This window comes from Aeromonas rivipollensis, assembly GCF_037811135.1.
Classification (GTDB): Bacteria; Pseudomonadota; Gammaproteobacteria; order Enterobacterales; family Aeromonadaceae; genus Aeromonas; species Aeromonas rivipollensis.
Genome location: NZ_CP149130.1, coordinates 3762974 through 3776735 on the forward strand (window position 1 = coordinate 3762974; position 13762 = coordinate 3776735).

The 13762-nt window shown below is 58.8% G+C and carries 13 protein-coding genes and 1 pseudogene; 4 read left to right on the forward strand and 10 right to left on the reverse strand.

What is annotated here, in order from left to right; genetic code table 11:
• Position 1: 1 nt before the first annotated feature.
• The 7 genes from ybgC to ruvA all read right to left on the reverse strand — a co-directional run bounded on the left by ybgC (position 2) and on the right by ruvA (position 6390).
• On the reverse strand, positions 2-409 hold the full coding sequence (gene ybgC / locus WIR04_RS17065; RefSeq protein ID WP_005331541.1) for a tol-pal system-associated acyl-CoA thioesterase: 408 nt from the start codon (positions 407-409) through the stop codon (positions 2-4).
• A 208-nt stretch (positions 410-617) separates the two neighbouring features.
• On the reverse strand, positions 618-929 hold the full coding sequence (locus WIR04_RS17070; RefSeq protein ID WP_041204185.1) for a cyd operon YbgE family protein: 312 nt from the start codon (positions 927-929) through the stop codon (positions 618-620).
• Positions 916-1032 carry a cytochrome bd-I oxidase subunit CydX gene (cydX, locus tag WIR04_RS17075; protein ID WP_005331536.1) on the reverse strand — a complete coding sequence of 39 codons (117 nt, stop codon included), beginning with the start codon at positions 1030-1032 and terminating at the stop codon, positions 916-918. Before cydX ends, WIR04_RS17070 begins: the two co-directional genes overlap by 14 nt.
• A 14-nt stretch (positions 1033-1046) precedes the next feature.
• The gene (gene cydB, locus WIR04_RS17080) at positions 1047-2183 is read right to left on the reverse strand and encodes a cytochrome d ubiquinol oxidase subunit II (protein WP_025325800.1); all 1137 of its coding nucleotides are present in this window, start codon (positions 2181-2183) and stop codon (positions 1047-1049) included.
• 12 nt (positions 2184-2195) lie between these two features.
• Positions 2196-3752: a cytochrome ubiquinol oxidase subunit I gene (cydA, locus tag WIR04_RS17085; RefSeq protein ID WP_106884919.1), complete on the reverse strand. Its 1557-nt coding sequence runs from the start codon at positions 3750-3752 to the stop codon at positions 2196-2198.
• A 937-nt stretch (positions 3753-4689) separates the two neighbouring features.
• The gene (gene ruvB / locus WIR04_RS17090; RefSeq protein WP_025325798.1) at positions 4690-5700 is read right to left on the reverse strand and encodes a Holliday junction branch migration DNA helicase RuvB; all 1011 of its coding nucleotides are present in this window, start codon (positions 5698-5700) and stop codon (positions 4690-4692) included.
• A gap of 75 nt (positions 5701-5775) precedes the next feature.
• Positions 5776-6390, reverse strand: a complete 615-nt coding sequence (ruvA, locus tag WIR04_RS17095) for a Holliday junction branch migration protein RuvA (RefSeq protein WP_025325797.1) — start codon at positions 6388-6390, stop codon at positions 5776-5778.
• 228 nt (positions 6391-6618) lie between these two features.
• Here ruvA and WIR04_RS17100 point away from each other — a divergent pair, with 228 nt between their 5' ends.
• From WIR04_RS17100 to WIR04_RS17115, 4 genes and pseudogenes are all read left to right on the forward strand, one after another.
• Entirely contained in the window at positions 6619-8628 is a 2010-nt protein-coding gene (locus WIR04_RS17100) for a methyl-accepting chemotaxis protein (protein WP_338888509.1), read from the forward strand.
• 135 nt (positions 8629-8763) lie between these two features.
• A complete protein-coding gene (locus tag WIR04_RS17105) occupies positions 8764-10488 on the forward strand; it encodes a proline--tRNA ligase (RefSeq protein WP_338888511.1) in 1725 nt (574 codons plus the stop codon).
• A 195-nt stretch (positions 10489-10683) separates the two neighbouring features.
• Positions 10684-11313, forward strand: a complete 630-nt coding sequence (locus WIR04_RS17110) for a 3'-5' exonuclease (RefSeq protein ID WP_338888513.1) — start codon at positions 10684-10686, stop codon at positions 11311-11313.
• A gap of 283 nt (positions 11314-11596) precedes the next feature.
• A pseudogene (locus WIR04_RS17115) lies at positions 11597-11716 on the forward strand (His/Gly/Thr/Pro-type tRNA ligase C-terminal domain-containing protein); the annotation flags it as partial.
• Between the two features lie 94 nt (positions 11717-11810).
• On the opposite strand, the gene WIR04_RS17120 reads toward WIR04_RS17115, so the two are convergent.
• The 3 genes from WIR04_RS17120 to WIR04_RS17130 form a co-directional block, all read right to left on the reverse strand.
• Complete coding sequence (locus tag WIR04_RS17120; protein ID WP_338888517.1) at positions 11811-12491, reverse strand: SDR family oxidoreductase; 681 nt, start codon at positions 12489-12491, stop codon at positions 11811-11813.
• 65 nt (positions 12492-12556) lie between these two features.
• Entirely contained in the window at positions 12557-13186 is a 630-nt protein-coding gene (locus WIR04_RS17125) for a TIGR04219 family outer membrane beta-barrel protein (protein ID WP_338888519.1), read from the reverse strand.
• 92 nt (positions 13187-13278) lie between these two features.
• Complete coding sequence (locus WIR04_RS17130; protein WP_338888521.1) at positions 13279-13719, reverse strand: copper chaperone PCu(A)C; 441 nt, start codon at positions 13717-13719, stop codon at positions 13279-13281.
• Positions 13720-13762: the final 43 nt, after the last annotated feature.

Consider the following 13762-nt stretch of genomic DNA (forward strand, 5'->3'; position numbering starts at 1 on the left):
TTCAGCGTGCACTTAACAGCACTCCCTTGATTTTTTCAGGTATTGCAACAGGTTTCATTTGCGGATGACTGACACAGGCAATCTGTACCATGGCCTGGGTGATCAGTCGTCCATCAGCCGCCAGGATCTGCTGTGAAAAGCGCATGGAAGCACGTTTCACTTCAGTCACTTGCGTCAATACGGTCAGCAGTTCATTGAAGCGGGCCGCGGAGCGGAAATCGATCTCGGTGCGACTCACCACGAAGGCGATCCCCGCCTGCAACAGCACATCTTGCTCGATGTCGCCGGCGCGCAGGAACTCGGTGCGAGCCCGTTCCATAAACTTGAGATAATTGGCGTTGTAGACGATGCCTCCGGCGTCTGTGTCTTCGTAGTAGACACGTACCGGAAACTCAGAGACTTCCCCCATAAAAATCTGTGATCCATTCGACAGTCAGATGGGGGGCTATCATAGCGCAGGGCTGAATAGGAAAGAAGCAGGGGGAGACAGGGAAATCCCATCTCCCCCTGTTTTTTATGGCAGGCAATAACGACCGATCCGCCGGGGGCAAAACCACGGCCGCACTGCGGGGTACAAAAGCAGAGGGAGGCAGAGCATGTCTGGCCTCCCTCTGTGTTTATGGCAGGTAATAACCGCTGGTCAGCCAGAGCCCGTACAACAGGCTTGGCAAGGCGAGCCAGGGGAAAAACAGCACGCGGCCAACCAGGCTGCGGGGGTGGAACCCCAGTCCGTGCATGACGCCGCAGCAGACCGCCCACATCAGCCAGGGGGCCAGCCAGAGACCGTGGTCACTGGTGTTGGCGGCCACCAGATTCGGTGCCTGCAAGATGGCGACGCCCAGCAGGGCCGCCGCCAGCAACATCAGACCTTGCCATGGCTGGCGCTCCAGGGGAGCGGCCAGCCGGGCGAGCCTGTCACTTGTCTTCATCGATCTGACGATCCAGGTTCTCGGTGTGCTCCAGCCAGAGCGCATTGATGATCCCAAACGCACAGGCCAGCAACAGCCCCAGGATCCAGGTGAAATACCACATATCAGGGCACCTTCTTAGTAGAGCGATTGTTGGTTGTCTTCGATGTGCTTGTTACTCACCCGGCCAAACATCTTGATGTAGGTCCAGATGGTGTAAGCCAGCACTGTCGGTACGAAGACGACTGCGACTACCGTCATCACCTTGAGGGTGTTGAAGGAGGCGGTGGCATCCCACATGGTCAGGCTCTGGGACGGCTCCAGGCTGGAGGGCATCACGAACGGGAACATGGAGAAGCCCGCGGTCAATATGATGCCGGCAATGGCCAGGGAGGAGAACAGGAACGCCATCCAGCCCTTGCCCAGCTTGGCCGCAAGCGCGGTCAGCAGGCTCATCACCAGACCCAGCACGGGGGCGGCAATCATCCAGGGGTAGAGGTTGTAGTTCTGCATCCAGGCACCGGCCTGCACCACCACTTCCTTGTGAAGCGGGTTGGTGACGGCGTCGGTGGCGACGGCGCCCACGATCACATAGCCATCCATGCCGCTCACCCAGACACCGGCCAGGGCAAACAGCACCAGGGTCAGCAGGGAGAAGATCATGGCGGCGGTGCGGGAGCGGGCCAGCACTTCACCTTCGGTCTTCATCATCAGCCAGGCAGCGCCCTGGGTCACTATCATGAACAGGCTCACCAGACCGGCCAGCAGGCCGAACGGGTTGAGCAGGCCGAAGAAGTTGCCGTGGTAGGTCAGCATCAGGAACTGGTTGAAGCTGAAGGGAACCCCTTGCAGCAGGTTGCCGAAGGCCACCCCGAAGATGACGGGGGGAATGGCACTACCGGCGAACAGCGCCCAGTCCCAGTTGGTGCGCCACTGGGCGCCTTCCTGCAGGGAGCGGTACTTGAAGCCGACCGGACGGAAGAAGAGCGCCATCAGGGTCAGGATCATGGCGATGTAGAAGCCGGAGAAGGCTGCCGCATAGACCATGGGCCAGGCCGCGAACAGGGCACCGCCCGCGGTCACCAGCCAGACCTGGTTGCCTTCCCAGTGCGGCCCCATGGTGTTGAGCATCACCCGACGCTCCACATCCTTCTTGCCGACGAAGGGGAGCAGGGCACCGACCCCCATATCGAAGCCGTCGGTGATGGCGAAGCCGATCAGCAGCACGCCGACCAACACCCACCAGACCAGACGCAACATTTCGTAATCAAACATGGGTTACTCTCCTTATGCCTTGCTCTGTTCGAAGTGGTACTTGCCCGTCTTCAGGCTGCTTGGGCCCAGACGCGCATACTTGAACATCAGGTACATCTCGATGATCAGCAGTACGGTGTAGAACAGGCAGATCCCGATCAGGGAGAACCAGATCTCGGACGCAGGGATATTGGATGCGGAGACTGAGGTCGGCAGCATCTCGGCTATGGTCCAGGGTTGGCGACCGTACTCGGCGACAAACCAGCCCGCCTCGATGGCGATCCAGGGCAGCGGGATGCCGTACAACAGCGCCTTGAGCAACCACTTGCGCTCACCGATCTTGTGGCGAGTGCTGTCATAGAAGGCCAGACCGATCAGCACCAGCATCAACATGCCGCAGGCAACCATGATGCGGAAGGCGAAGAACAGCGGCAGCACCTGCGGGATGGAATCATCCACGGCGGCCTTGATCTGATCGTCTGTCGCGTCGGTCACGTTAGGGGTGTAACGCTTGAGCAGCAGACCGTAGCCCAGATCCTGCTTCACTTCGTCGAAGCGAGCGCGGGTCTCGTCTGACTTGTCGCCGGATTGCAGCTTGGTCAGCAGATCGTAGGCGGTCATGCCGCTGCGCACGCGCACTTCATGCTCGCTCTTCAGATCCTTGAGACCTGTCACCTGACCGTCCAGGGAACGGGTCGCTATGATGCCAAGGGCATAAGGAATCTTGATGGCGTAGTCGGTGCGCATCTCTTCCTGGTTCGGAATGCCGAACAGGGTGAAGGATGCCGGAGCAGGTTCTGTGTTCCACTCGGCCTCGATGGCCGCCAGTTTCACCTTCTGCACTTCCCCGGTCTCGTAGCCGGACTCGTCACCCAGCACCAGCACGGAGAGGATGGAGGCCATGCCGAATGCGGCCGCGATGGCGAAGGAGCGACGGGCGAAGGCCACATCACGATTCTTCAGCAGGTAGTAGGAGGAGATGCCCAGCACGAACATGGCGCCCGTGGTGTAGCCCGCCGCCACTGTGTGGACGAACTTGACCTGAGCAACCGGGTTGAACACCAGATCGGCGAAACTCACCATCTCCATCCGCATGGACTCGAAGTTGAATTCGGCACCGACCGGGTTCTGCATCCAGCCGTTGGCGACCAGGATCCAGAGGGCGGAGAGGTTGGTCCCGAGTGCCATCAGCCAGGTTGCCGCCAGATGCTGGCGCTTGGTGAGGCGATCCCAACCGAAGAAGAACATGCCGACGAAGGTGGACTCCAGGAAGAAGGCCATCAAGCCTTCGATGGCCAGCGGGGCCCCGAAGATATCGCCGACATAGTGGGAGTAGTAAGCCCAGTTGGTACCGAACTGAAACTCCATGGTGAGCCCGGTGGTAACCCCAAGGGCGAAGTTGATACCAAACAACTTGCCCCAGAACTTGGTCATGTCCCGGTACACTGTGTTGTTGGTCATCACATAGACAGACTCCATGATCGCCAGAATGAAGGCCATTCCCAGCGTCAGGGGTACAAACAGGAAGTGATAAAGGGCCGTCGCAGCGAATTGGAACCGCGATAGGTCTACCACATGCTCAGCAATCATGATGTTTCCTCACCGATTATTGGCACGGCTATTTTAAGTTTTAAGGACAAAGCTTCCATTGGAAGTCCCCGAATGGTCGATCACCCCTCGCGGACTGACCGGATTCGACTGCCACCACATTAACAACAAGGCAATATAGAGGAACAAAAAAAGCTAATGTTTAACATCTGGTAAACATTAACTGCAGTTCTATTCTCGCCTATAATGATGGCTGTTTTATATCATCTTTATTTGATTGAAATCAATGTAAACCCATCATCAATACATGCCTTTTCAAGGCACCTTACAAGCCATTTCCCATTAATATTGGGAGCTTGCTCACAAAAAACATCAAACCGTAAATACTTGATTTAAATCAATTTTAACTCTCGTAAAAATAGTTTCAATTCTGTTAAGCAAATAGACAAGGTGAGCAGGCTCGCCCTTATCAATCCGGTATTTCGAGAATGACGCAGGCCATCATGAAATCAATTTAAAACCAACAAAAACACATGTTTATGCGGATTGATTCGCCTCGCAAAATCATTAATTTATCTAATCCGAAACACATAGATTTTCTTGTTTGTCCGGCCCGGCAAGAGCTCCTACAATGCGCCTCGCAGTGAGGGCACACCTCTGGATACAGGCCGGTCATTCCGGGTTCCCGGTACGTATTCGATGAACATTTCGAACCTGTTTGTTGGGATTAATGATGAAAAAGTTTGTTGCCAAGACCATCCGTTACTACAAGCTTTCGTTCGTTCAACTCTATCAAATGAACCGACTCTGAGGCCTCGCGACGGCTCCTTTGTTTTTTCCCGACCGGTCTGCAGACGCACTCACTGTCTGTGAACATCCATCCTGAATTGTCTTTGCCCACCGCATCCGCCGTGGGCTTTTTTTTGCCCGGATAATAAAAAACCGCCCTTGGGGGCGGTTTGTCGTTCAAAGGCTGCTTTTACTGCTCATCTGGCCGTTGCAGGCCAAAGTGCGCATAAGCTCTCGGTGTCGCGATCCGCCCTCTGGGTGTACGTTGCAGATAGCCTTGCTGGATCAGATAAGGCTCCAGCACGTCTTCTATGGTGTCCTTCTCTTCCCCTATGGCGGCGGCCAGGTTGTCGAGCCCCACGGGCCCCCCCATAAACTTGTCGATGACGGCCAACAATAGCTTGCGGTCCATGAAGTCGAACCCCTCGTTGTCCACGTCCAGCATGTCCATGGCGCGGGCCGCTATGGGTCCATCAATGCGACCATCGGATTTCACCTGGGCGAAATCCCGCACCCGTCTTAACAGACGGTTAGCAATCCGCGGGGTTCCCCGGGAGCGGCGAGCCACCTCCAGCGCACCGTCTCCCGACATGTCGAGCCCGAGGCAGCGGGCGCTGCGGGAGACGATGTCGGTGAGATCCTTGACGTTGTAGAACTCGAGACGTTGGACTATCCCGAAACGGTCACGCAGGGGGCTGGTCAGGGAGCCGGCCCGGGTGGTGGCCCCGATCAGGGTGAAGGGAGGCAGATCGAGCTTGATGGAGCGGGCGGCAGGCCCCTCTCCTATCATGATGTCGAGCTGGTAATCCTCCATGGCCGGATAGAGCACCTCCTCCACTACTGGGCTGAGGCGGTGGATTTCGTCGATGAAGAGCACATCGTTCGGTTCGAGGTTGGTGAGCAGCGCGGCGAGATCCCCCGCCTTCTCCAGCACGGGCCCCGAGGTGGTCTTGATGTTGACCCCCATCTCGTTGGCCACTATGTTGGCCAGCGTGGTCTTGCCGAGCCCCGGCGGGCCGAAGATCAGCAGATGATCGAGGGCCTCCCCGCGCTGGCGGGCGGCCTCTATGAAGATCTCCATCTGGTCGCAGACGTGATCCTGCCCGGTGTAATCCGCCAGCTTCTTGGGCCGGATGGCCCTGTCGATGACCTCGTCCTCGCGGGCGGCACCGGCCGAGATGAGACGATCAGCTTCAATCATGCACTACCTCACGCTCTGCATCCCCGCGGTCACAGTAGAGTGATGCAGGATGGTCCGCTTGCTTCATTGTCATCCTCACACCAGGCTGCGCAGGGATTCACGGATGATGGCTTCCACCGACATGCCCTCGCTGGCCACCTTGGCCACGATCTGGCTGGCCTGCTGCGGCTTGTAACCGAGCGCCACCAGGGCACTGGCCGCCTCCTCACTGGCATCGGGGGCCCGCAGCTGGCTCTCCTGGGCGGGCAGGCTGATGGCGGCAGGGGAGAAGAGATCGTGGCTGACCCAGCCCTTGAGGCGGTCCTTCATCTCCACCACCAGCCGCTCGGCGGTCTTTTTGCCCACGCCGGGCAGCTTGACCAGAGAGCTTATCTCCTCGCGCTCGACGCTCATCACGAACTGGGTGGCCGTCATGCCGGAGAGAATGGCCAGCGCCAGTTTGGGGCCGACGCCGTTGGTCTTGATCAGCTCGCGAAACAGCGCCCGTTCCTGCTTGTGGTTGAAGCCATAGAGCAGCTGGGCATCTTCGCGCACCACGAAGTGGGTGTGAATGGCAGCTTCCTTCCCGAGCTCGGGCAGGTCGTAGAAGCAGCTCATGGGCATATGCACTTCATAACCCACGCCTCCCACCTCGAGCAACACCTCGGGGGGATTCTTCTCAATCACAATGCCTCTCAAGCGACCGATCACGGCTTATCTCCTCAACCAACACAGCTAGCAATAAAGTGGCTCCTAGCATAAAGAATAACTGGATAAGTATCCAGCATAGGGCCGCGGAGGACAGCAAGGGAGACTGGCTACCCTGATACACTTGGCGCAGATCTGAGCAGTCACTTTATTTTCCAGCGGGAATGGCGCATCTTGGCCATTGAGCGAACACTCAGTGGGCTTGTTCGGAACCAAGGAAGGTCCTGCATCATGAAAATTGTCACGACATCGAATCTTGGGCTCACTATCCTGCTCGGCTGCACACTGGGCATGGGGGTGATCGGCTGGTATGGCAGCCAGCGGCTGGCCGATTTGCTCTCCTATGTATTGGGTGCCGCCTGGCAAACGGCCGATGGCGCCATGGAGGGATCCATCGAGCTGGGCAATCAGTCGCTCTATATCCAGAAAATGCTCAGAGGCATGCCCCTTGACGAGCCCGAGCTGCACCGGGCCAAACAGGCGGGCACCGACGCCTTGCGACGGGTAGAGCAAGGCAAGCTCATCGATGCGACGGCGCTCGGCACCCTGAACCGGCATGAAGAGGGCTATCAGCAACAGCAGGAAAAACTGCTGAGGCTCTACCGCACCTTTACCGATGTTGATCAGGCGCTGCGCGCCACTTCGGAGCGCATGTCACGCCTCTCGACCCAGCTGGAAGTGATCGGTGATGGCGCGGTCGAGAGCCTCACCCGGTCACCGGATCAGGCCATCAGCTGGAATGGCGGCCTCGCCACCCGCTGGCAGGCGGCCGACGGCGGTATGGAGGCCAACATAGGTTTCCTGCGTCAGCTCTATGCCCTGGAGAAGATGCAGAGTGAAGGCCCCACTCCCGCCATCCAGGCCGAACTGGCCGAGGCCACCCGCTTCTACCAGGAGGCGGTCGACGGCATGCTGGCGACCGGCCTGTTCGATGTGCCCGGTGAAGGGGAGTTCGCCGGCCAGTCGCTCGCCACCCAGTATCGTGCCCTGCAGGCCGACAACACCCGCCTGATCCGTGAGTGGATCTCCGCCCTGACCGATTACCAGAGCCAGCTGACTCGTTACGACGGCAGTGCCGAACAGCTCAAGCAGGCACTGGTCGAGGTCGAGGCCAAGGGGGATGCCACTGTCGAGGATCAGGTGAATCAGCTCAATACCATCATCGGCCATACCAGGAACCTGATCCTGGGCGCCCTGGTGTTGAGCCTGCTGATTGTCGCCCTCTGCGGCATCTGGCTGGTGCGCACCATAGTCCGCCCCCTGTTGCAGGTTGACCGGCGCATGCAGGACATAGCCGCGGGCGACGGGGATCTCAATGCCCGCATCAACCTCAAGCGAAACGACGAGCTGGGCTCGCTGGCCGGCAGCGTGGATCGCTTCATCGAGAAACTGCAGCAGATGATCCGCGCCACCATGGACAACAACCAGCACATCAACCAGCACGTGCACACCTCGGTCAACCGGGTCGAGGCCATCAGCCAGAGCAGCCGTCAAACCGCCATGCATGCCCAGGCGCTGCACCACGACAGCGAGCAGATGGTGCAGGTTGCCACCTCCATCTCTGACAACTGCGGCCTGGCCGCGCACAATGCCAACGAGGTCCGCCAACTGACCACACAGAGCAGCCAGTATGTGACCTCTGCCAGCGCAGGCATGCAGCGCGTGGTGGTGGAAGTGGGCGAGTGCGCCACCGCCATCAATGCCCTCAAGGAGCAGGCGGGACAAATTGGCCAGATCATCTCCACTATCAGCAGCATCTCGGAGCAGACCAACCTGCTGGCCCTCAACGCCGCCATCGAGGCCGCCCGGGCGGGTGAGATGGGTTGCGGTTTTGCCGTGGTGGCCGATGAAGTGCGCACCCTGGCCAACCGCACCGCCGCCTCCAGCGCCGAGATAACCGAGGTGATCAGCAGCATCCAGCAGCAGACCGGGCAGGCCTATCTGATGATGCAACGCAACCTGAAAACCGTGGAATCAGGCATGGCGGATTCCGACAACACCAAGCAGATCCTGTTCAAGGTAGAGGAGGCCATCGACCAGTTGGCAGACATGGTGCAACAGGTAGCGGATGCCACCAGCCAGCTCTCCCACACCCTGAGCCACACCACCGACAAGGTCTCGGACATCAGCCTGCAGGCCCAGACCGGTGAGCAGGAGGCGCAGGAGTGCCTGCAGCTGGCCTCCTCCCTCCATCAGGCCAGCTTGCAGCAGCAGCGACTGCTGTCGCAGTTTCGGGTCTAACGTAAGCGGGGGTCCGCCCCCGCTTTCTCCCGCTGTGCAAATTTAGCCCTTGGGCAGCAACGCCCGGCCTGTTAAAATTCCGCACTTGAAATTTTCCAGGGCCCAGCGGCCCGTCTCACGTTAAGGTTCATCGCGATGCGTACCAGCCAATATCTGCTTTCCACTCTCAAGGAAACCCCCTCCGACGCTGAGGTCATCAGCCACCAGCTGATGCTGCGTGCCGGGATGATCCGTAAACTGGCCTCCGGCATGTACGCCTGGCTGCCAACCGGTCTGCGGGTACTGAAAAAGATCGAGAACATTGTTCGCGAAGAGATGAACAATGCTGGTGCCATCGAAGTCTCCATGCCGGTGGTGCAACCCGCCGAGCTGTGGCAGGAGTCCGGCCGCTGGGATGACTACGGTCCCGAGCTGTGCCGCCTGACCGACCGCCACAACCGCCCCTTCGTGCTGGGCCCGACCCACGAAGAGGTGATCACTGCGCTGGTGCGTTACGAAGTGAACAGCTACAAGCAGCTGCCGCTCAACCTCTACCAGATCCAGACCAAGTTCCGTGACGAGGTGCGTCCCCGTTTCGGCGTGATGCGCGGCCGCGAGTTCCTGATGAAGGATGCCTACTCCTTCCACATCGACAAGGCCTCGCTGATCGAGACCTACGAGAAGATGCACGCCGCCTACTGCGCCGCCTTCACCCGCATGGGGCTGAACTTCCGTCCGGTGCAGGCCGATACCGGCTCCATCGGCGGTACTGGCTCCCACGAATTCCAGGTGCTGGCCGAGAGCGGTGAAGACTTGATCGCCTTCTCCGATACATCAGATTACGCCGCCAACATCGAGATGGCCGAAGCCCTGGCACCGGCTGGCGAGCGCGCTGCTGCAACCAAAGCCCTGACCAAGGTTGCCACCCCGAATGTCCATACCATCGACGAAGTGGCCGCCTTCCTGAACGTGGCCCCGACCGCCATCGCCAAGACCCTGCTGGTACTGGCGGAAGCGGACGAGCACGGCAAGCAGGCCGTCATCGCCCTGGTGCTGCGTGGCGACCACGAGCTGAACGAAATCAAGGCCGAGAAGCTCCCTGGCGTGGCCAACCCGCTGACCTTCGCAGGCGACGAGCAGATCAAGGCTGCCGCCGGTTGCGACGCAGGCTCCATCGGCCCGGTCGGCTTTGCCGGTCGCATCATCGTCGATCGCAGCGCCGCCCACCTGGCGGACTTCGTCTGCGGTGCCAACGAGACCGGCTTCCACCTGACCGGTGCCAACTGGGATCGCGACATCGCCACCTATGACGTTGCCGACCTGCGCAACGTGGTGGAAGGCGACCCCAGCCCCTGCGGCCAGGGCAAGCTGCTGCTCAAGCGCGGTATCGAAGTGGGCCACATCTTCCAGCTGGGTACCAAGTACTCCGAAGCCATGAAGGCGAGCGTGCTGAACGAGGGCGGCAAGTCCGTCACCATGGAGATGGGTTGCTACGGCATAGGTGTGTCCCGTCTGGTGGCGGCCGCCATCGAGCAGAACAACGACCAGTACGGCATCATCTGGCCGGAAGCCATAGCCCCGTTCGAAGTGGCCATAGTGCCAATGAACATGCACAAGTCCGAGCGCGTCGCCGAGCAGGCGCAGCAGTTCTACGCCGAGCTGAAAGCCGCCGGTGTGGACGTCTTGTTCGACGACCGTAAAGAGCGCCCGGGCGTGATGTTCGCCGACATGGAGCTGATCGGTGTGCCGCACGCCATCGTCATCGGCGACCGGGGTCTGGACAACGGCGTGGTGGAGTACAAGTGCCGCCGCACCGGCGAGAAGCAGGAAGTGGCGATCAGCGAGATCGTTGCCATGCTCAAGGCCAAGCTGGGCCGCTAATAGCGCCTGCTAACTCTGCTTTTCGTTTTCGATAAAAAGGCCCCGGGTGTGAATTTCACTCGGGGCTTTTTATATGTTGCCTGTCTCTGCTGCTCATCACAAAAGCAAGGGTCCAGCAGCATCTCGATATTGCGCTGTACATGAAGTAGCAGATTTTCTAGACTGACGTTCTTTATCCAGATTGCCCGAGAGATTATGTCCACTGCCTTAGCCAATACCGTCGTCGTGCTCGATTTCGAGACTACCGGGCTCTCACCAGGACAAGGTGATAGAGCGATCGAAATTGGCGCCGTCCGGATTGAAAACGGTCACATCAGTGAACGTTTTTCGGCGTTGATGAATCCTGGCTTTAACGTAAGCAGCTTTATTGAGCAATATACCGGGATCAGTAATGCCATGCTGAAACAGGCGCCACCTTGCGGCGAGGTGATGGCGGACTTCGTCAAGTTTATCGGTGATGATAATCTGGTCGCCCATAATGCCTCCTTCGACAAGCGCTTTCTGGATGCTGAAATAGAGCGGCTGTCGACGCACTATCCTGGGCAGTTCGCCTGCTCCTTGCTGCTGTCGAGACGGTTATTCCCCGAGGCGCCGAACCATAAGTTGGCTACCTTGGTGCAATACCAGAATTTACCCAATGACGGGGTATTTCACCGCGCCTTGGCCGATGCCGAAGTGACGGCGCATCTGTGGCTCGCTCTGTTAAAGGAATTAGAGTGCCGGCATGGCATTTTCAACCCTGATTTTGAATTGCTGCTAACCCTTGGCAAAAAATCAAAGCATGCAGTTCAGTCTTTCCTGCAGGGATATGCGACTAAAAAATGAGTCACTCAGATACAATTAACCCCCACCAGAATTTAAATATGATTCCGTATGGGACTGGATATACATTCGTTATATTCTAAAAATGAAACGCTGGAGTGGTAAGTTGCGATAACACATTATAAAAATAGGTGCTTTTGTCATTTCACTCTAAACTTTTATTTTTACACATTGATAATGCCAACCTTAATTAATACATTGCATTGTCGGCCTTAAAATATATCAATCATTCCCACATCCCATTGCACAACATATTACCCATATCCCGCTGGCGATGCCCCAGAGCATCGGCGACCGGGGTCTGGACAACGGCGTGGTGGAGTACAAGTGCCGCCGCACCGGCGAGAAGCAGGAAGTGGCGATCAGCGAGATCGTTGCCATGCTCAAGGCCAAGCTGGGCCGCTAATTCCGCCCCTTGCCACCATAAAAAAGCGCGCCTGATGGCGCGCTTTTTGTTTCTGCTTTCGTGAACGACGGGAGCAGGATGGCAGAACACCGCCTCAGGCGTTGCGACCGATAAAGAGATCGGTCACGTGGCAGCTGCTTCTCGCCTCCAGTGCATCCAGCATGTAGGCCGCCGCGTCTTCCGGAGTCATGAAGCTGCTCGGGTCCACATGATCCGAGTTGTCCCAGAATTCGCTGCGGATGCCGCTCGGGTAGAGGTTCACCAGCCGCAGGGGCGAGCCCTTGAGCTCGGCCCGCAGGGACTCCAGAAAGCCGCGCATCCCCCATTTGGAGGCGCAGTAGAGGCTCTCGTTGGCCTTGCCGGTCTGGGCAGCGGAGGAGAGCACATTGGCCAGCACCCCGCCTTGTTCGCCGATGAGGCGCACCGTCTGCTGGGCCACCAGTATGGTAGAGACGAGATTGCTCTCCACCACCCGGCGCACCTGCTCGGCGGTGTAGACACCGACAGGGCCGAATTCCCCGACGCCGGCGCAATGGATCACAAGGGAAGGCAAGCCGCCCCAGGCCACGGCGGCACCGAAGGCCATATCCACCTCTTCGTGGTGCGCCAGATCGGCGGCGATGCCGACCACGGCGCTGCCGAGCCGCTGCTCCTGCTCCTGCAACTTGTGATAACGGCGCCCCATCATGGAGACGCTATGACCGCGCTCAACCAGTCCGATTGTCAGAGCGCGCCCAAGGCCGGAGCCCGCGCCAGTCACTATGATATGGCCCATTATCTCTCCTCCTCACCCTTGCCCGTCAAACACGCCCGGGGGGCGCATAGCCACCCTTCGTCAGATTAGAAGGTGAATTCGCCACCGATGAACCAGCCGTCGATGGTCTGGTCGACGCGGTCGAAGTCCAACTCGGCTTCACGCCAGCCGGCACGGATCTTGAGCGGCACTGTGGAGAACTTGTAGGAACCACCCAGGCGGTAGTCATAGTTGTCGGCATCCTGCACCCGCAGATCACCAAAGGCGGCAAAGCCGGTACCCGGGATGCGCACTTCACCACCGGTGTAGGCCATCAGCACATCCTTGTCGTAGGAGTAGTGCTGGGTGTTGAAATCGCCATCGTAGCGACGACCGGTCAGACCCAGATCGAGCTGGAACAGGTCGTTGTTCATCAGGCGGTAGTAGAGGCTCAGATCATAGGCCAGCAGATCGTTGCTGAAGGAACCGCCGCTGGTGCTGAAATCGGACATCTCGAACTTGGCGTTCGGCAGCAGGAAGATGCCGTGCTCCAGCTGCAGGTAGCCGCTCCAGTTGTAGTTGTCGTCGTAGCTGCCATCGGCACCGACGCCGCTGACCTGGCCGCTCCCCTGGGAGTTCCACATATCGGCACCCGCCGCGAAACGCCAGTCATCGGCGGCCATGGCTGCATGGCTGAACAGGGCAATCAGGCTGCCGGCAATCAGGGTCTTCTTCATTACATAGCTCCATTATGGACTGGAAAGACCATCATTTTACCCGGTGAGCAAGGAATACCTAGAGTAAAAAGCTGAACAAGCGTCCATTAATGTCAGTGCTGCATGCCCTTCATCGGCTCGACCGGCTTCACCGGCAGACTCAGGCTCAGGGTTTGGCCATCGTCCAGGGTCAGGGTCAGGGGGAAGGGCCTCTCCTCCGAGAGATCCCGCACCTCGAACAGCATGATGTGGAGGCTGCCGGGTTTGAGGACGCCTTCCCCCCTGGCCGGGATTTCTATGCTCTCCACCTGGCGCATCTTCATGACGCCGTTCTCGTGCAGATGGGTGTGCAGCTCGGCACGGCCCGCGTCAGGGGAGGCCACCGCAGTCAGGGCCACCGGTTTGTCCGCATCATTCTTGAGCACCATGAAGGCCGCCGTGTTGGGCGAACCCGGGGGGAGCAGGCGCACATAACCGTCGACGGCCTCGACCTTGGCCAGTGCGGGGGCGACCAGGAGCAGGGCAAGGCTTGAATAAAACGCACGTTTAAACATGGTTGAAATCCTTTTATGATGTTGTTAAACGAAGCAAAGCTTA

What these genes read in the sequence shown, in the direction of transcription:
- ybgC (WP_005331541.1), bottom strand. Translation starts at nt 409, where the DNA reads ATGGGGGAAGTCTCTGAGTTTCCGGTACGTGTCTACTACGAAGACACA.
- WIR04_RS17070 (WP_041204185.1), bottom strand. Translation starts at nt 929, where the DNA reads ATGAAGACAAGTGACAGGCTCGCCCGGCTGGCCGCTCCCCTGGAGCGC.
- cydX (WP_005331536.1), bottom strand. Translation starts at nt 1,032, where the DNA reads ATGTGGTATTTCACCTGGATCCTGGGGCTGTTGCTGGCCTGTGCGTTT.
- cydB (WP_025325800.1), bottom strand. Translation starts at nt 2,183, where the DNA reads ATGTTTGATTACGAAATGTTGCGTCTGGTCTGGTGGGTGTTGGTCGGC.
- cydA (WP_106884919.1), bottom strand. Translation starts at nt 3,752, where the DNA reads ATGATTGCTGAGCATGTGGTAGACCTATCGCGGTTCCAATTCGCTGCG.
- ruvB (WP_025325798.1), bottom strand. Translation starts at nt 5,700, where the DNA reads ATGATTGAAGCTGATCGTCTCATCTCGGCCGGTGCCGCCCGCGAGGAC.
- WIR04_RS17100 (WP_338888509.1), top strand. Translation starts at nt 6,619, where the DNA reads ATGAAAATTGTCACGACATCGAATCTTGGGCTCACTATCCTGCTCGGC.
- WIR04_RS17105 (WP_338888511.1), top strand. Translation starts at nt 8,764, where the DNA reads ATGCGTACCAGCCAATATCTGCTTTCCACTCTCAAGGAAACCCCCTCC.
- WIR04_RS17110 (WP_338888513.1), top strand. Translation starts at nt 10,684, where the DNA reads ATGTCCACTGCCTTAGCCAATACCGTCGTCGTGCTCGATTTCGAGACT.
- WIR04_RS17120 (WP_338888517.1), bottom strand. Translation starts at nt 12,491, where the DNA reads ATGGGCCATATCATAGTGACTGGCGCGGGCTCCGGCCTTGGGCGCGCT.
- WIR04_RS17125 (WP_338888519.1), bottom strand. Translation starts at nt 13,186, where the DNA reads ATGAAGAAGACCCTGATTGCCGGCAGCCTGATTGCCCTGTTCAGCCAT.
- WIR04_RS17130 (WP_338888521.1), bottom strand. Translation starts at nt 13,719, where the DNA reads ATGTTTAAACGTGCGTTTTATTCAAGCCTTGCCCTGCTCCTGGTCGCC.